Origin of the sequence: Agreia sp. Leaf244, from assembly GCF_001422695.1 — a bacterium.
Taxonomy (GTDB): domain Bacteria; phylum Actinomycetota; class Actinomycetes; order Actinomycetales; family Microbacteriaceae; genus Agreia.
In genome coordinates this window covers 366,591-382,919 of sequence record NZ_LMLX01000003.1, presented here as the reverse complement: position 1 = coordinate 382,919, position 16,329 = coordinate 366,591, and the positions used below count along the sequence as shown (strand labels likewise).

Annotated in this window: 14 protein-coding genes and 1 tRNA gene; 3 read left to right on the top strand and 12 right to left on the bottom strand. The window is 69.1% G+C overall.

What is annotated here, in order from left to right; all coding sequences use genetic code 11:
- Positions 1-11: 11 nt before the first annotated feature.
- The gene (gene bcp, locus ASF06_RS11830) at positions 12-494 is read right to left on the bottom strand and encodes a thioredoxin-dependent thiol peroxidase (protein ID WP_055947286.1); all 483 of its coding nucleotides are present in this window, start codon (positions 492-494) and stop codon (positions 12-14) included.
- Positions 495-578: 84 nt separating this feature from the next.
- On the opposite strand from bcp, the gene ASF06_RS11825 reads away from it, so the two are divergent.
- Positions 579-651: transfer RNA gene (locus tag ASF06_RS11825), tRNA-Lys, on the top strand.
- Positions 652-771: 120 nt separating this feature from the next.
- Here the strand turns inward: ASF06_RS11825 and ASF06_RS11820 are convergent.
- From ASF06_RS11820 to ASF06_RS11810, 3 genes are all read right to left on the bottom strand, one after another.
- Positions 772-2,277, bottom strand: a complete 1,506-nt coding sequence (locus tag ASF06_RS11820) for a hypothetical protein (protein ID WP_055947137.1) — start codon at positions 2,275-2,277, stop codon at positions 772-774.
- Positions 2,278-2,366: 89 nt separating this feature from the next.
- The gene (locus ASF06_RS11815; RefSeq protein WP_055947135.1) at positions 2,367-3,380 is read right to left on the bottom strand and encodes an alpha/beta hydrolase; all 1,014 of its coding nucleotides are present in this window, start codon (positions 3,378-3,380) and stop codon (positions 2,367-2,369) included.
- Complete coding sequence (locus tag ASF06_RS11810; RefSeq protein ID WP_055947134.1) at positions 3,377-4,111, bottom strand: alpha/beta hydrolase; 735 nt, start codon at positions 4,109-4,111, stop codon at positions 3,377-3,379. The genes ASF06_RS11815 and ASF06_RS11810 overlap by 4 nt, the downstream gene beginning before the upstream one ends.
- A gap of 36 nt (positions 4,112-4,147) precedes the next feature.
- On the opposite strand from ASF06_RS11810, the gene arfB reads away from it, so the two are divergent.
- Positions 4,148-4,570, top strand: a complete 423-nt coding sequence (arfB, locus tag ASF06_RS11805) for an alternative ribosome rescue aminoacyl-tRNA hydrolase ArfB (RefSeq protein ID WP_055931015.1) — start codon at positions 4,148-4,150, stop codon at positions 4,568-4,570.
- A gap of 31 nt (positions 4,571-4,601) precedes the next feature.
- On the opposite strand, the gene ASF06_RS11800 is transcribed toward arfB, so the two are convergent.
- Complete coding sequence (locus tag ASF06_RS11800; RefSeq protein ID WP_055947132.1) at positions 4,602-6,395, bottom strand: glycoside hydrolase family 15 protein; 1,794 nt, start codon at positions 6,393-6,395, stop codon at positions 4,602-4,604.
- Positions 6,396-6,451: 56 nt separating this feature from the next.
- On the opposite strand from ASF06_RS11800, the gene ASF06_RS11795 reads away from it, so the two are divergent.
- Positions 6,452-7,828: a glucose-6-phosphate dehydrogenase gene (locus tag ASF06_RS11795; protein WP_055947129.1), complete on the top strand. Its 1,377-nt coding sequence runs from the start codon at positions 6,452-6,454 to the stop codon at positions 7,826-7,828.
- Positions 7,829-7,914: 86 nt separating this feature from the next.
- Here ASF06_RS11795 and ASF06_RS11790 read toward each other — a convergent pair whose 3' ends face one another.
- The 7 genes from ASF06_RS11790 to ASF06_RS11760 form a co-directional block, all read right to left on the bottom strand.
- Positions 7,915-9,267, bottom strand: coding sequence for an AMP-binding protein (locus ASF06_RS11790; protein ID WP_055947127.1), 1,353 nt, complete (start codon positions 9,265-9,267; stop codon positions 7,915-7,917).
- A gap of 11 nt (positions 9,268-9,278) precedes the next feature.
- The gene (locus ASF06_RS11785) at positions 9,279-9,962 is read right to left on the bottom strand and encodes a phosphohydrolase (RefSeq protein WP_235500985.1); all 684 of its coding nucleotides are present in this window, start codon (positions 9,960-9,962) and stop codon (positions 9,279-9,281) included.
- On the bottom strand, positions 9,955-11,925 hold the full coding sequence (locus ASF06_RS11780; protein ID WP_055947125.1) for a hypothetical protein: 1,971 nt from the start codon (positions 11,923-11,925) through the stop codon (positions 9,955-9,957). Before ASF06_RS11780 ends, ASF06_RS11785 begins: the two co-directional genes overlap by 8 nt.
- A complete protein-coding gene (locus tag ASF06_RS11775; RefSeq protein WP_055947124.1) occupies positions 11,922-12,641 on the bottom strand; it encodes a hypothetical protein in 720 nt (239 codons plus the stop codon). The genes ASF06_RS11780 and ASF06_RS11775 overlap by 4 nt, the downstream gene beginning before the upstream one ends.
- On the bottom strand, positions 12,638-14,212 hold the full coding sequence (locus tag ASF06_RS11770) for an AAA family ATPase (RefSeq protein ID WP_055947122.1): 1,575 nt from the start codon (positions 14,210-14,212) through the stop codon (positions 12,638-12,640). The genes ASF06_RS11775 and ASF06_RS11770 overlap by 4 nt, the downstream gene beginning before the upstream one ends.
- Positions 14,213-14,253: 41 nt before the next feature.
- The gene (locus ASF06_RS11765; protein WP_055947119.1) at positions 14,254-14,616 is read right to left on the bottom strand and encodes a hypothetical protein; all 363 of its coding nucleotides are present in this window, start codon (positions 14,614-14,616) and stop codon (positions 14,254-14,256) included.
- A gap of 132 nt (positions 14,617-14,748) precedes the next feature.
- Complete coding sequence (locus ASF06_RS11760; RefSeq protein WP_055947117.1) at positions 14,749-16,320, bottom strand: amino acid permease; 1,572 nt, start codon at positions 16,318-16,320, stop codon at positions 14,749-14,751.
- Positions 16,321-16,329: the final 9 nt, after the last annotated feature.

The window sequence follows — 16,329 nt, the reverse complement described above, 5'->3', positions numbered from 1 at the left end:
CCCCTTTCGGTTCAGCTGTCGATGCCGAGCTTCTTGCGCAGCGAGGCCACGTGGCCGGTGGCCTTGACGTTGTAGAGGGCGAGGGTGATGACGCCGTTCTCGTCGAGCACGAAGGTCGACCGGATGACTCCCGTGACCGTCTTGCCGTACAGCGACTTCTCGCCCCACGTGCCGTATGCCTCGTGCACGGCCTTGTCGGGGTCGGAGAGGAGCGGGAACGTGAGGTTCTGGTGCTCCTTGAAGGCGGCGAGTTTCGCGGGCTTGTCGCGCGATACACCGAGCACCTGGTAGCCGGCGGCTTCGAGTGAGTTGAGGTTGTCGCGGAAGTCGCACGCCTGGGTGGTGCAGCCGGGGGTGTCGGCCTCGGGGTAGAAGTAGACGATCGTCTTCTGCCCACGGAAGTCGCTGAGCGACACCTCCACGCCGTCCTGGTCGAGGAGGGTGAACTCCGGTGCGGGTGTTCCCGCGGACAGTCGCGAAACGGTGTCGGTCATGGTTCTCCTCTGGTCGAACGAGCGTCGCACGACGCTCTCATCTCATGGTAGTGTTTTCCCTCGGCGCCGCAGTTTCGCGCCAAGGCACCTCTAGCTCAATTGGCAGAGCAACTGACTCTTAATCAGTGGGTTCCGGGTTCAAGTCCCGGGGGGTGCACCGCAAGCCCGGAGTTCTCACGAACTCCGGGCTTTTTTCGATTCTGGCGAACGTGGCACGCGAAGAAGCCCGGGGTCACAGGACCCCGGGCTTCTCTCGTGCTTGGCTACTGACTCAGCGTCAGTCCCAGTTCACCACCGGGTTGTCGGACGCCATGTCGACCGAGGGGGTTCCGAGGGCCGGGGCGAAGTAGATCGAGCAGCGCCCGGTCGCTCCGTCCTTCGTGCAGTCGGCCTCGACCGACGGCGAGCCGATGTACTCGCCCTCCACCAGCGTGGGGTTGTCGTAGCTCGGGGTCGCCTCGAGGGAGTCGAGCGTCGCGTTCGAGTCGGCGCTCAGGCTGCGCGTGATGGTGCCGTCGGCGAGCTGCGTGCCGTCGCTGATGGTGGCGGGCAGATCGATTCCGCAGCCGGCGGCCAGCGTGGTCGACGCGATACAGGCGTCGACCGCTGCCCTCACGAGACCGCGGAACTGCTGCAGGGCCTCTTCGGTCAGCGCGGGCTTGATCTGCGACGTGTCGGCCGATTCATACGGCTCGGTGATCGTCACCGTGGTGGGGCCGGAGAGCGTGAAGTTCTTCAGCGAGGTGGCCAGCTCGTACGTGCCGGGGAACACCTCCACCGATTCCGCGTCGACCTCTACACCGTTGATCGTGAGTCCGAGGCCGTCGAAGGGCTCGGTGTAGATCGAGCCAGTGCCTCCGCTGATCTCCCACTTTCCGTCGTCGTCGTAGTCAGACGTGCTGAAGGTCGTCGTGATGGGCTCGCCGTTCAGCAGGTACGTCGCCGTGACATCGGCCGAACCGCTCTCGCCCTTGGTCTCGGGAACGTCGATCTCCGTGATCGGGGCCAGCTCGGCCGACGCGGCGAGGGCCTCGTCGGTGAGCAGCGTCGAATCGTTCGGAGGCGAGCTGAGGTAGCCGAGCGCTGTCTTGGCATCGCCGTCGGCGATGGCCGTGAGGTAGTCGGTCACGGCGTCTGAAGGCGACGACGCCTGTGCCTTGGGCTCTTCGCCACCCCCGCCACCTCCGCCGCCGGCCATTCCGCCGATGCGCGAGATGCCGAACACGACGCCGACCACCAGAAGCACGACCACGAGAATCGCCCCGCCGATGATGCCGATCAGGGCGCCCGTGCCGAGCTTGCGCTTGGGTCCCTTCGGCGCCGCGTAGCCTGCGGTGGGCTGAGCGCCGTACTGCGGTGCTCCATACTGCGGCGCACCGTTCTGGGGCGCGCCGTTTTGCGGAGCGCCGTTCTGAGGTGCTCCGTTCTGCGGTGCTCCATACTGGGGCGCGCCGGGGGCCTGGGGCGGCGCCGAGGGCGGCACGTACTGCCCGCCCGCGTGCGGCTGCTGCGGTGCCTGAGGCGCGGAGGGAGCCTGCGGAGGCGCGGCGGGAGCCTGCGGGGGCGTGGACGGTGCCTGCGGGGGCGCGGCGGGAGCCTGCGGAGGTGTAACCGGCGCGGACGGCGCCTGCGGCACATCCGGCGCCTTCGGTGTCTCGGGGGCGGGCGGCACCTGCTGCGCGTCGGGCGCGTCAGGCGCCTCCGGCTGCGCCGGAGCACCGGGGAATGCGGGGAGCGGGGGAGTGCCCTGCTTGTCTTCGGCCCTGTCGTCGTTGTCGCTCATGGGTTCCTTCGTCGTTACGGAATGGGCTGTGCGTTCGGGCACACGGGCGAGCGCCGCGACATCGATCGTTCGATTTCGCGACAAGCTCGTCACCCCCCAGTCTGGTGCCAGACGAAGTCGATTGCAGCCCTCAACGCGGCGAGCCCCTCTGGACGGTCGAGATCGAACTGGTATTCGTGCGGTAGCGGGGGAGTGAGATCGGCGGGACAGAATAGCCGCGTCACGTCGACGCCCAGCGACTCCAAGCGGTCGGCGAACGGCTTAGCCTGGCCGTCTGTCAGGGGGTCGCCGTTGCCTCCGCTGATGAATGTCGGAGGAAACGCCGCGGTCGCCCGGTGCATCATCGACATCTGCCCGAGCAACGGCGACGTGGCGAAGCGGCGGCCGCCCACGTAGGCGTGCAGGGCGGTTCGGTTGCCCCATCCGACGATGCCCGTCGCAGTCAGCAGGCCCTCCAGGTGGTAGATGCCGCAGTGCAGGATCACGCCGCGCAGCTGGTGTGCCGCAAGACCGGGCCGGATGCCGAGCTCGGCCGCGTAGGCCGGGTCGGTGATGGCGGTGGCCAGCTGGCTCGAGAGCTGGGCGCCCGCCGAGTCGCCGGCGAGAACGATGCGGTCGGGGTCGATGTGCAGCTCGTCGGCGTGTGCGACGAGATAGGCGTGGGCGTCGTTGAGCTGGTGCACTGCGGTGGGATAGCGGCTCGCCGGACCTCGGGAGTAGTCGAGACTCACCACCGTGAAGCCGGCCGCGGCGAGCAGCTCGAAGTAGGGCGCCGCGTTCGCGCGCCCGCCCGAGATCCACGCGCCGCCGTGCGTCCAGACCACGGTCGGCAGTCCGCCCGACGCGCCCGACGGGTGGTAGACATCCAGAAGCGCGTGCTGGTCGTGCGGCCGATACCGGATGCCGATGGCGCGGTCGACCCCGCCCGGTGCGTGGGCCTGCAGGGCCTTCAAGACGCGCGCCCCGTCTTTCTCGAAGACATATCGCACGAACAGCGCCGACGGCCACGGGCTCAGTTTCCACGCGGAGATCGCGGCGGCAGCGACGGCGCCGATGACGACCGCCGTCGTTCCGACGCGGGCGCGTGTGCGTCGATGGGTCATTGCAGGGCTCCCGTGATCGTGTCGGTGATGATGTCGCGCATGTCGGAGTCGTCGATCGAGGAGTCGCCGTCGCCCGCCTGCAGCCCGTAGTCGCCGAAGGCCGCGTGGTTGGCTCCCTCTATCTCGACGAAGGTCGTGTCTGCGGGCAGTGCCTTCGCGTTGGCGTCGATCTTGGCGGGCGTGCTGAGCCCGTCGGCGCTCCCCGACAGCGAGACGACGGTCAGCTCGGAGTCGGAGAGGTCGTTGGCGCAGTACGAACCGAAGAGAACGAGCCCCTTCACATCAGGCGAGTCGGCGTACATGCACGCCTTCACCCCGCCCAGGGAGTGCCCGCCCACGAACCAGTCGGAGACGTCGGGCGCGAGCGAGGTGAAGGCCGAGAGCGGCCGCGTCTCGAACAGCCCGAAATTGAGGAACGGGCGCACGATCACGACCGTGTATCCGGCATCGACGAGGCCCGACAGTTTGTAGGCGTAGGCGACGGGCTCGATCTTGGCGCCCGCGATGAAGACGAGGCCCTCGCCGTTCGCGTCGGAGGTGGGAGCCATGACGACCGAGTCTCGCGAGTAATCGAGGGAGATCGCCGGGTCGTCGGCCACCTCGGCGAGAGGCTCGCGCTCGGCGGCCGATGTCACGTTGGCGTAGACGAGAAAACCGCTCGCGCCCACGACGATCGCAGCGACGAGAACGGCGGCGGTGGCGCGCAGCGCGCCGCGACGGCGAGAAGTCATGGGGCCAATTCTCCCTGATCGTGCAACGCTGGGTATATGGATCTCGAGGTGGTGGATGGGCTCACCATCCCGGCGGCGGAGCTCGACTGGCGATTCTCGCGCTCGTCGGGCCCGGGTGGCCAGCACGTCAACACGTCGGACAGCAGGGTGCAGCTGTCGTGGAGCATCGCCGACTCGGCCGTGCTCAGCGAGTCGCAGCGCGAGCAGCTGCTGAGCAGACTGGGTCGACGCCTCACGGCTGGTCGCATCACCGTCACGGTCTCCGCCCAGCGCTCACAGCTGCGCAATCGCGAGACCGCCCTCGAGCATCTCGGCGAGCTCGTGCGCGACGCGCTGGCGCCTCCCGCGCCGCTCCGGCGGGCGACGAGGCCGACCAGAGGCTCGGCGAGGCGGCACCTCGCCGGCAAGAAACGCCGGTCGGAGACCAAGCAGCAGCGTCAACGGCCGTCGGCCGAATAGGCGAGCGGCGGGTCGACAGAGCCCTGCGCGCTCAGTTCTCTTCCGTCGTCGGCGGCGAGTGGCGGGCGATGGCGTCGGCCGCGCGCACCAGCGCGAGGTGCGACAGAGCCTGGGGCGTGTTGCCCATCTGGCGTCCCGCGGCCGGGTCGTACTCCTCCGAGAGCAGACCCACGTCGTTGGTGAACGAGACCAGCCTGTCCATGAGCGTGACCGCGTCGGCGAGCCGCCCCGAGCAGGCCCACTGCTCCGCAAGCCAGAACGAGCACGCGAGAAACGGATGCTCGCCGGCCGGCAACCCGTCGACGTCGCTCTCGGTGCGATACCGCATCACGAGCCCGTCGTTCAGGAGGTCGCTCTCGATGGCCTTCACCGTGCCGAGCATGCGCGCATCCGTCGGTGAGCAGAAGCCGGTCTGCGGAAGCAGGAGCAGCGAAGCGTCGACCTCCGTGCTGCCGTAGTACTGGGTGTAGGTGCCGCGTTCGGCGTCCCAGCCGTTCTGCTCGATCTCGGCGCGCACCTCGTCGCGCAGCTTCTCCCAGCGCTCCGCCGGCCCGTCGAGCCCGAACTCGCGCACGCCCCGCACGGCCCTGTCGAGGGCGACCCAGATCATGACGCGCGAGTGCGTGAAGTGCTGCAGCGCGCCGCGGATCTCCCAGATGCCGTTGTCGGGCCTTGTCCAGTTCTCTTCGACGAAACTCATCAGGGCCCTCTGCAGCGGCCAGCTGAACTCCGTCTCCTCGGCGCCGGCGAGCCGCGCCTCGTGCAGGGCCATCATGACCTCGCCGATCACGTCGGCCTGATACTGCAGCGCGGCTCCGTTGCCGATGCGCACGGGCGAGGCGCCCTGGTAACCGGGCAGGCTCGTGATCTCGCGCTCGGGCAGCTCGCGTTCGCCCGCCAGGCCGTACATGATCTGGATGTCTGCGGGATCGCCCGCGATGGCGCGCAACAGCCAGGCGCGCCAGTTCACGGCCTCCTCGTCGAAGCCGTGCGAGAGCAGGACCTGCAGCGTCAGCGACGCGTCGCGCAGCCACACGTAGCGGTAGTCCCAGTTGCGAACCCCGCCCTGAGACTCGGGGAGCGACGTCGTGGCCGCCGCCACGATGCCGCCCGTGTCCTCATGGCTGAGCGCGCGCAGCACGAGAAGAGACCGGATGACCTCCGGCCCGTACGGCCCGTCGTGGGTGAGCGACTTCGACCACTCCGCCCACCACGACTTCGTGGCGACGAGGCGTTCATCGAAGTCGAGCCGCTGCGGGGGCTCCCTGTGCGACGGGAACCAGGTGAGCGAGATGTCCACGTGGCTGCCCTCGCGCACCGCGAACACCCCGCGGTGCCGGGTGTCGACGGCCGTGAGCCGCGGACCGCGCCGCACCAGCGCATCCGGCCCCGCGATGGCCACGAGCATCGGATGGCCGTTCTCGTGAGACTGGCGCACCCAGGGAACGGCCGTCGCGTACCCGAAGCGGATCACCAGCTCCTCGACCATCTCGACGTGACCCGAGACGCCGCGCACCCGTCGCAGAACGTCCGCCCGTCGGTCGCCGTGCGGCATGAGGTCGGTGACCTCGACCACGCCCGTCGGGGTGGTCCAGGTGGTGACAAGCACGAAGGTGCTGCCGTCGTAGACGCGGGTGCAGGTGGCGTCGGGCGACGACGGGGCCAGGAGCCAGCGGCCGTGCTCCTCGGTGCCGAGGAGTGCGCCGAACGTCGACGGCGAGTCGTAGCGAGGGAGACAGAGCCAGTCGATGCTGCCATCCCGCCCCACGAGGGCCGCCGTGTGGCAGTCGCTGATCAGGGCGTAATCCTCGATGGCCAGGCTCATTACCCCATCTTCACACCTACAGGTCGCGGTCGGCGCCCGGCACTACCCTGACTACCATGTCGAAGAAATTGTCATCGCTGATCATTCTCGGAGCCTCGGGCGACCTCACCTCGCGCCTGCTCCTTCCCGGCCTCGGCCAGCTGCTCGGCGAGCAAAGCGAGCGCCACCTGCAGCTGATCGGCGCGGGCAGTGCCGACTGGAGCGACGACGACTTCAGAAAGGTCGTCGACACCGCCTTCGACACGGTGCACTGCACCGGGCCGTCGGGCGATCACACGCGAACCACCGCCACCTATGTGAAGGCCGACGTCACCGATCCGGCCGTGCTGCAGAAGCTCATCGACTCGTGCGATGCCGCCCCCGCGATCTACTTCGCCCTGCCTCCCGCCGTGGCCGTGGCCGCCTGCGCCGCCCTCGAACAGGTCACCCGACCGGCCGGGCTCACGCTCGCCCTCGAGAAGCCGTTCGGCACCGACGTGGCGAGCGCGGAGGCCCTGAACGCGCAGCTGGCCAAGCTGGTTCCCGAGAACCAGATCCACCGCGTCGACCACTTCCTCGGCCGCTCCACCGTCTTCAACCTGCTCGGCCTGCGCTTCGCGAACCGCATCTTCGAGCCCGTCTGGAACGCCGAACACATCGAGAAGGTCGACATCGTCTACGACGAGCAGCTCGGGCTCGAGGGCAGGGCTGGCTACTACGACACCGCGGGCGCCCTCATCGACATGATCCAGAGCCACCTGCTGCAGGTCATGGCGGTGGTGGCGATGGAGCCGCCGTCGACACTCGGCGCCGACGACCTGCGCGACGCGAAGGAGATCGTGCTGCGCGCCACGAGCCTGAAAGACGGCGATCCCGCAGCCTCGAGCCGGCGCGCCCGCTACACCGCTGGCGACGTCGACGGCCGTGAGATGCCCGCCTACTCCAAGGAGCCCGGCGTCGTCGCCTCGCGCAAGACCGAGACGCTCGCCGAGGTCACCGTGCAGATCGACACGTGGCGCTGGGCGGGCGTGCCGTTCACCCTCCGCAGCGGCAAGGCGCTCTCCGAACGTCGTCGCGAGATCGCGATCACGTTCAAAAAGGCGAACAGGGTGCCCACGGGGCTCACGGGAACCGAGCATCCGAACGTTCTGCGCATCTACCTCGCCCCCGACAAGATGTCGTTCGAGCTCAACGTGAACGGTCCGGGCGACCCCTACGAGCTCGAGAAGACACAGCTCGACGCCCTCTTCGGCGACGGCCAGCTGCTGGCCTACCGAGAGGTGCTCGCGGGCATTCTCGACGGAGACCCCTCGCTGTCGGTGCGGGGCGACTCAGCTGTGGAGGGCTGGCGCATCGTGGCCCCGGTGCTCGACGCGTGGCGGGCCGACGAGGTGCCACTCGACGCGTACAAGGCCGGCTCCGACGGCCCGTCGAAATGGGCCCGCATCGGCTGACCCCGGATGGGCCCCGCGCTGGATGGATGCGCAGCCCTTCGACAGGCTCAGGGAACGGACCTGGGGGATCGAGACCACTCCTGCTGTCAGGCGCGCGAGACGTAGCGCCGGGGTTTGCCCTCGCCGAGGTCGGAGAGAGAACCCCGCCGCTGCACCTCGACCGTGCGTCCCAGCAGCGCTTCGAGGGCGGCGGTGACTCGCGCCGAGTCGCCCCGCACGATGGTCGCCTCGACCCGGCCCGTCGCATCCTGCACCACCGACCAGCCGTGCGCGCCCGCCGCCTGCAGGTGCTGGGTCAGGTCGACGCACGGCACGCGGCTGCCATCGGAGGCGAGAAAGGTCGTCGCCTCGCGGCCCTCGAGGTCGGCGATCGCGAGCCGACCGTCGACGTCGATCAGGCGCCCGAAGTCGCCCGTGCGGTAGCGCACGAGCGGCAGCAGCGGGTTCTCGCCCGCGGTCACCACGATCTCTCCGTTCGCGCCAGCCTGGGCCGGCCGGCCCAGCTCGTCGACGACCTCGACGTGAATGCGCCGGTCGAGCACCACGAACGGGCCGTCGTCGGCTCGGGATGCGATGGGCCGGGTCTCGTGAAGTCCGTAGATGTCGATCACGGGGCAGCCATAGGCGCGCTCGAGGTCGTGGCGCAGCGCGCGCGACAGGGCCATCGCGCCGGAGAAGATCACGAGCGGGCGGAGCTCAGCGACGAGTTCGGGCTCGAGCAGCTCGGCGAGGCTCGTGGGGCTGCCGCTGAATGCCTGCGGGTTCTGGGCGACGAGGAAACGCGTGCGTGTGTTGGGGCTGCGCCAGCCGCGCTCGTCGAGGTTGAGACGCGCCATCGTGGCCTGGTCGAAGGAGCTGATCACCGAGGCGTAGGTGAACGCCTGCCGCTGCTTCACGACGTGGGCGAGCGCGAGGCGGCTGTGATCCGGCGCCCATTCGACGCGCTGCTCCGCCGCGAGCGAGACCATGAGGTGGAAGGTGCGTGCCGTGTCCTCGATGTCGTCGGGAATCAGCAGCGCCCGGCCCGTGCTGCCCGAGCTCGAGCCGTGTAAGGCCCGTGAAAGATCGGCGTCGAGGGGAACGAACGCCGATACGTCGTCGACGAGGTCGTCACGGGTGATCAGCGGGAAGTCCTGCAGCGAGCGGAGGTCGGCTGCACGTCTTCTGTAGGCGGGAAGGCGTCGCGCCGTCTCAAGGTGCTCGTCGATCCAGTCGGTCGTCGGCAGCGGCTGGCGAACGCGCCGCACGGCCTCGGACGAGAGTCGATCGCCTGCTGCGTGAACCCAGGCCGGGGCATCCGCATGCGATCGCAGCGTCTCGAGCCGACGCGCGCCCTCGGCGCTGAGCGTCGGCCAGCGCTCGGCATCGACGAGGGCCGTCTGGCCGCCGGGGGTGTACTCGGCTATGGCCAGGGGATCGTCGGGGTCGGGCTCTTTCATGCCGTTGACGCTCATTCGTGGGTGTACCGGGCTGCCGCCTCGCGTGCCCGGGCGTCATTCAGCGCGCGGGTCACCTCGAGCCGATGAGCGTGCTCCGCCGCGGCGGCCGCCAGTGCTCCGTTGCGCTGCAGCGAGTCGCGCATGTCGAGCACCGATCGAGCCGTCTCGCGATCCTCGCCGGCGGGCAGCGCACCCGACCAGAGCAGGAACGTTCGGGCGGCCTCGTCTCGGCGCTCGGCGTCGCTGATCCACTCGGAGGGATCGACCACTGCGGCCAGGCGCAGCGCGAGAGCCGCGAGGGTGCGCGACGCATGGGCGGTCTCGAGCCGGGGAGTGAATGCGCCGAGCAGGTCTTCGCTCGCCCAGAGCCACAGGGCGATGGCCGCGCCCCGCCGAGCGGCCGACGACCTCGTCTGGGCAACGTCGGTGAGCAGCTGCACGATCTCGGTCGATGCGGGCGTGCGGCCCCTGTCGGCGCCGAGAACGTCGCCGGCGAGGCCCAGCAGGGAGACCCGGTCGTCGAGGAAGCTCTTCGGGATGCTCGACAGGCGACTGCCCACCACGTCGACCGACGGCCCGGGCACAGCCTGCTGCCAGGCGGCGTCGACGTCGTCGTCGCGGTCGAGCCAGCGCTGCAGCAGCTGCTCTGCCGAGTCGAAGACCGGCTCCATGGCCGGTTCCGTGCGATCAGCCACGTCGACCTCCAGCTTGGGTTCGAGGGCCCGGCGGCTCGGCGAGTCTCCGGGCCAGGCGCGCGCAGACGAGGGGCGCATCCGTCATCCGGTCGATGTACTCGACGTCGTAGCCCGCCTCGGTGGCCGGCTTCGTGAGGCGACGACCGGCATCCTGAACGACGAGCGTGGCGGTGTCGATCACGCGGCGCACCGTGCGCGCCACCTCGGCATACTGGGGCTGACCCGCACCGAACATCGACTGCAGGCCGTCGTCGGAGAGCACGACCACGTGCCGCCGGGTGATGGATGCGCCCGCCCCGCGCGAGCGTCGTGCGTCGGCGTAGCGGGCCGCGTAGAGGTCGAGCGGGAACGTCGTTCCGTGCCCGAAGTAGAAGGTGAGGTCTCGCATCAACTCGGCCCTGTCTCGGGTGAACCGCGCGCCGCCCGCGACCTCGCCGGCCGCCGAGAACGACGTCACGCGCGCCTGCCCGCCCCCGCGGAGGGCGCTCAGGATCAGGATGGTGCCGGCCAGCACGCCCGGGGATTCGCGTCGAGGCGCGGTCATCGAGCCGGAGGAGTCGATGTAGATGTCGAGCTGCACGCTCTCGCGGGCGTCGGGAGGAGCATCCGGCAGCACGTCGCGGAGCCTCGTCGTGACGCCGGGAACGACGGTCGTGCTGTGCGACAGAGACGCCGGCCAGTCGATCGACGAGATGTCGTCGTCGATGTTCCACTGCTCGAGGGCACCCGGGATGGTCTCAGCGAGCGAGCGGGGCCGGACCGAGGGCTGGGTGAGGGGCCGCACGTATCGGCGGGCAGCAGTGAGGTACCAGGCCGCCACGACGTCGTCGGCGCTCGCCGCAGAATAGAGAGCGAGTGTGTCGGCCAGCCCGTAGCCCTGGCCGAGCCCATCGACGCCCGCGGCTCCGGTCGAGCCGTCGTCGGCCTCCATGCCGGTGCCCGAGGCTCGCTCGGCCTGTCGCGCCTTCTCGACGGCCGGATGCTCCGGTACCTCGCGCAAACGCGGGTCGCCGAGCACCCGCTCGAGTTCGGCCGCCGTCGGAGCCGTCTCGTCGGCCTGCCCCGCGCATCCGCCCGCCGCCTGCGCGCCGGCCGATGTCGACCGCCGATGGGGCTGCTTGTCGGCGATCAGGTAGGGGGCCATGATCATGCCGAAGCGCAGGGCACCGCTCACCGGGTCGTCTGCGAAGGTGCGCACGGTCTCGGCGAGGAGGGTGGCGTCGAGGGGCGGATTCGTGAGCACGAGCTCTGCCCAGACGGCCTCGGCGGCGATGCGGGCGTCGGCGGCTGCCGCTGCCTCGACGGCCTTCAGCCGCTGCTCCTCGGTCTTCGTCGCGGCCGGCACGGTCGGGGGCGGAGGCTCGCGGTGCACGACGGGCCGCGGTGGTGGTTCGGCCGGGCACAGGAACCCGGCAGGCCTGCTCCAGAGCGTCTCGTAGGCGCGCAGCACCACCCACCAGAGCTGATCGCTCGGCGGCTCGGCAGACAGCACGCGCCACATCCGCACCATCTCGGGCTCGGGGGATGCGCCGCCGTCGCGCTGCCTCTGCATCGTCGCGACCCGGGTGTTGATCAGCATGTCCGACCACAGATTCGACATGCGGCGGGCCTTGCCGTCGGGATCGGGGATGCGGGCCCGGCCCGTGGCGGCGATGGCCCGGGCGATCTGCTGGGTGATCGTGAACGAGTCGATGCGCGTGCTCGGAGACAGTACGTGATGGCCGATCTCGTGCGCGAAGATCGATTCGTAGAAGCCGTCCACCCCATGACGGCGCGCCTCGACGGGATCGACCGAGACCTGCGGCGGAAACGAGAACCAGGCGAACGACGGCATCGTGGATCCGGGCTCGAGAAGGGGATCGTGCAGTCGCACGCCCCACAGCGCCTGCGCCGACTGCCAGGCCGCGCGCTGCTGCTCGTCGAGCGCGTGCTCGCGTGTGCGAGTGCCGAGGGGCGGCGTCATCGCGCCTTCTCCAGCACGAGCCAGGCGAGGTACGAGGTGTCGAAGACGGCGAGTCGAGTCGGCCAGGCACCGGATGCCTCGGGGCGGTCGGCAGGGCCGGTTGCGGTCGCGGGTGCCTCATCGGGCGGCAGCCGGGAGAGGGTCGTGCCGAAGATGTCGGCGTCGAGCTGCCACCGCTCGCCGTCGGTGAGGGTGATGACGAATCGGCCCTCTCGATCGCCGTGCTCGCCGGTCATGGGCGGTGCCGTCCACGCGCCACCCAGCCCACGGAATCCGCCGACGCGGGCGATCACCACGTCGCCGTCGCCCCGGGCCGGCCAGCCGAACGGGCTCTCGGCCTGGGCGCTCGCGAAGTTGTCGAGTTCGGAGGGCTGCAGGCCCACGGCGCTCGCCAGCGCCTGTCGCGGCACCGAGCCGGAGCCGAGCGCCTCGTCGAGGCGGGTGAGAGCATCCTGCCTCAGATCGAGCGTGCCCGAGCGCCACGCCGCGAGGGCCGCGAGAGTGAGAACGGTGTGCGGGAGCGGTCCGTCGGTGCCGCCCGCGTCGTCGTCGGCTGCGAGGGCCTGTGAGAGGAAGTGCCGGTAGAGGGCCGAGTCTCCGCCCCAGGACTCCACGTTGCGGACCGACTGGTCGACATCGAAGCCGGGAACGACGGGCGCGACCGTCGTCTGCGGCGGGAGGCCCTCGTCGACGGCCTGGCCGGGCCGCCTGATCATCGGGGGCGGCCCTCGAGCCACTGCAGGTAGTTGGTGTAGCGCTGGTGCAGGTACTTCAGGGCCACGAGGTCGTCGAAATGCCGCCCATAGAGCTTCTTCTGCTTCGAGATCGTCTGGATCTGCGACTCGATGGCCGTGAGTCGGCGCGATGACTCGACCTGGCTGACGCCGTCGAGGCCCGCCGCGAACTCCGCGAGCAGATCGCCGACGGGATCGCTCTTCGCGAGTCCGAGTGACAGGAACTGGCGGCGCGACTGCTCGAACAGATCGCCGAGCCAGCTGATCGAGTCGGTTGCGAGCTCCCTGTCGGCCCCGGTCTCGAACCGGGGGTGCAGCTCGTTCGGAAGGAGTTTGCCCCGCAGTGAGAACGGCAGCACGGCGGCGACGTCGTCGAGCCCGACCACGTCGACGCCTCTGAAGTAGGCCATGGCCTTCGCGTAGGTGATGAGCGACTGCAGCGCCCGCGCCGAGATGCTGTTCACGGTCTGCGCACCGAGGTCGACCTGCAGGTCGGCGCCCGTGTTGCTGTCGATGACCTCTCCGACCTGGCCTCCCGAAGTCATGACCGTGTCCTTCGTGCGGTATTCGAAGCGACGTCCGCCGTGCTGCACGAACTCGAACTGGCTCGCGAAGAACTCGAGCTGCCGACGCACGTCGCGGGGAACAGGCACTGCCCGGATGGCCGCCGCCAGCGCGGCCTGCTCGGCGGGGGTGAACACCAGCTCGGCGGGAACGTGGTCTTCGGGCTTCTCTCCTGCCTCGACCCGGGTGATCAGCTCGTCGAAGAACCTGCTGTTGAATCCCTGCGCGGCGACCGTCACGTCGACCCTGTCTTTGAGCGCCTGGATGACCGGGAACGTTCCGCCGCCCGAATCGTCGTTGGCGGTGAAGAACCAGCTCTCGACCCCTGACTCGGGAGCCGTGCGAAGCATCTGGTCGTAGCTCTCGACGTAGCCCTCGGCCACCATCGTGAGCAGGGCCGACTGGGTCTTCGTGGGAATGCGGTTGTACTCGTCGATGATCTTGACGGGTTTCGTGAGCCAGCCACGCCAGGCGATGGTGATCTCGGGAAGGCTGGCGGCGTTCACGAGGTCGCGAGGCAGGGGCATGCCGACGAGGTCTCCCACGGTGAGCTGCGGCTGACCCTGCTGCACGCTTCGACGCACCTCGGCGGGTCCGGTGCCGGCGATCACGCCCATCAGCACGGCGAGGGTGGTCTTGCCGCGACCCGGTCCACCGACGAGCAGGCACTTTCCGCCGACCGCCGTGGTGAGCAGGGGCAGCAGCACGTTCGACGAATAGGACTGGTCGGTGGGCAGGTGCAGCTCTGCGCCGGCATCGCCGAGGGGAAAACTCACCGGGGCGTCGAGGGAGAATTCGATGTCGTAGAAGGGCGAGATGACGGCGCGGTTGACGAGCCAGAAGTAGATCCGGCGCAGCTTCTCGTCGAGGGCGACCTGGTCGACGCGGTCAGGTTGGCGAAACAGGTCTTCGGCCGTCAGGCCGGGGTGGGATGCTCCGGTGCCGGTTCGCGTGGGGGATTCCGAGATCTTGTTCCAGCGATTGGGCATGGCACCAGTCTAGGAAACGGGGAGCCGCGCGGGGAGAGCTGTTACGCGGCGCGGACGGGACCGACGAGGGTCGTGGTGCGAGGAGCCGCGTCGGTGACGGCCTTGGCCAGCTCTGCGGGCACATCGACGGTGTTGATCGGGGCGAGCGGCGTGCGCGAGACCGGGGCCTCAGCGGCGCGGAAGACGCCGTGGCTCGTGAGCGTCGACACGATGTCGCGGGCCACCGAGGCGGCGAGAACGGTGTGGAAGATGTCGTCGGTGTCGACCTCGGTACGCCGGGTGATCGCGAACGATCCGTAGGGGCCGAAGTTCTCCATGAGGGTCTGGTTCACCAGCTCGGAAAGACGCTGCTGGTTGGCCTCGTCTTGTTGTTCTGCCTTCGCGCGTCGTCGCCATCCGAGCATCTGTCACACCTTCCCACCACGGTCGTAAGAGCAGTCTGCGGTGTGGGTTCCGAATAGGGCCGCAGACACGCCGCGATCCCGCCTGATAGACGGGATCGCGACCTGTTCGGGACAGATTTCGGAAGGGGTTCGTTAACCCTTCGGGCGACCGGACGGGTCGAGGTCCTCCGACCGGATCTCCTCGGCCACGGCACCCCCGTAGCCGTCGGTCTCGGGGTCGCCGTGCAGGCCGCCCGAGAGCGCGTACTCCTCCTCGGGAGAGAGGACGAGCTGCTTGCGCCCCCAGACGGCGAATCCGAGGAGGATCAGCGCGTAGACGATCACGATCGCGATGATGGCCGGCTGGAAGGTGACGTTGAGCAGGAAGCCCAGGAAGATGAGCGCCGAGATGACCCCGGCGATCACAGCGCCGGGGATGCCCCACGGGCTCACGTAGGGCCGCTTGGCGTTCGGGAACTTCTTGCGCAGGATCACGAAGGAGATCATCTGCAGCAGATACGCGACGACAGCACCCCAGACGGCGATGTTCAGGATGATCGCTCCCGCGACCGCTCCCGCTCCCTCTTCGTCGACCTTCGACAGGATGTCGAGAACGATGAGGGCGATGAAGCCGATGACCGCGCCCACGGTGAGGGCGACCCAGGGCGTCTGGCGCTTGCCGGTGAGCGAGAAGAACTTCGGGTAGTACCCGGCGCGGGAGAGCGAGTACATGTTGCGTCCGTAGGCGAACATGATGCCCTGAAGCGAGGCGAGCAGGCCGATCAGCGCGAAGAGCGCGAGCGCCGCGGCTGCCTGGTCGCCCACGATCGCTCGGAATCCGTCGAGGAGGGGCTCGGCAGAGACGCCCATGTCCTCGGCGCCGATCACGCCGGTGTTGAGGAACAGGATGAGCAGTCCGGTCACGATCAGCGTTCCGCGGGCCCAGAAGCCGGCCTTGGGAATGTCGCGAACCGGGTTGTGGGCCTCTTCGGCTGCGAGCGGCAGCTCTTCGATACCGAGGAAGAACCACATGGCGAAGGGGAGGGCGAAGAGGATCGGGACGACGCCGTGGGGGAGGAACGCCGACTGGCCCGGGTCGGGCTCGATGTTGAAGAGGCTGTCCCAGCTGAACAGCCCGGAGAACGCGGCCATGGCCGAGAACACGAGCAGGATCGCGATGGAGATGATCGACACGACGATCGCGAACTTGAAGGAGATCGCCGCCCCGGCGGCGTTGAGCGCGATGAACGCGACGTAGAGCACCAGCCACCAGATCCACATGGCGCCGGACAGGTCGAAGCCGAGGAGTTCGGTCGTGATGCTGTTCGCGTACTGCGCCGAGAAGAAGACGATCACGCCGGTCGTGGCCACGTATTCGATGGTCTCGGCGAGGCCCGTCACGAGTCCACCCCACGGTCCCATGGCCGAGCGGGCGAACGAGTACGCGCCTCCCGTGTGCGGCATGGCAGCAGCCATCTCGCCGATCGAGAAGATCATTCCGTAGTACATGACGATGAGCAGGGCGAAGGCGATGAGCATGCCCCCGAAGCCGGCGAAGTCGATTCCGAAGTTCCACCCCGAGAAGTCTCCGGAGATGACGGCCGCCACGGCGAGGCCCCAGAGCCCCCAGATGCCCGCCGATCTCTTGAGGGTGCGTTTCTCGAAGTAGCCGTCTGCAGCCTTGCTGTAGGTGACGCCGGAACGGCGGGTCTTGCTGTCAGTCACGTGGATCCT

Coding starts and splice junctions, on each gene's coding strand:
- bcp (WP_055947286.1), bottom strand. CDS start 494: ATGACCGACACCGTTTCGCGACTGTCCGCGGGAACACCCGCACCGGAG.
- ASF06_RS11820 (WP_055947137.1), bottom strand. CDS start 2,277: ATGAGCGACAACGACGACAGGGCCGAAGACAAGCAGGGCACTCCCCCG.
- ASF06_RS11815 (WP_055947135.1), bottom strand. CDS start 3,380: ATGACCCATCGACGCACACGCGCCCGCGTCGGAACGACGGCGGTCGTC.
- ASF06_RS11810 (WP_055947134.1), bottom strand. CDS start 4,111: ATGACTTCTCGCCGTCGCGGCGCGCTGCGCGCCACCGCCGCCGTTCTC.
- arfB (WP_055931015.1), top strand. CDS start 4,148: ATGGATCTCGAGGTGGTGGATGGGCTCACCATCCCGGCGGCGGAGCTC.
- ASF06_RS11800 (WP_055947132.1), bottom strand. CDS start 6,395: ATGAGCCTGGCCATCGAGGATTACGCCCTGATCAGCGACTGCCACACG.
- ASF06_RS11795 (WP_055947129.1), top strand. CDS start 6,452: ATGTCGAAGAAATTGTCATCGCTGATCATTCTCGGAGCCTCGGGCGAC.
- ASF06_RS11790 (WP_055947127.1), bottom strand. CDS start 9,267: ATGAAAGAGCCCGACCCCGACGATCCCCTGGCCATAGCCGAGTACACC.
- ASF06_RS11780 (WP_055947125.1), bottom strand. CDS start 11,925: ATGACGCCGCCCCTCGGCACTCGCACACGCGAGCACGCGCTCGACGAG.
- ASF06_RS11775 (WP_055947124.1), bottom strand. CDS start 12,641: ATGATCAGGCGGCCCGGCCAGGCCGTCGACGAGGGCCTCCCGCCGCAG.
- ASF06_RS11770 (WP_055947122.1), bottom strand. CDS start 14,212: ATGCCCAATCGCTGGAACAAGATCTCGGAATCCCCCACGCGAACCGGC.
- ASF06_RS11765 (WP_055947119.1), bottom strand. CDS start 14,616: ATGCTCGGATGGCGACGACGCGCGAAGGCAGAACAACAAGACGAGGCC.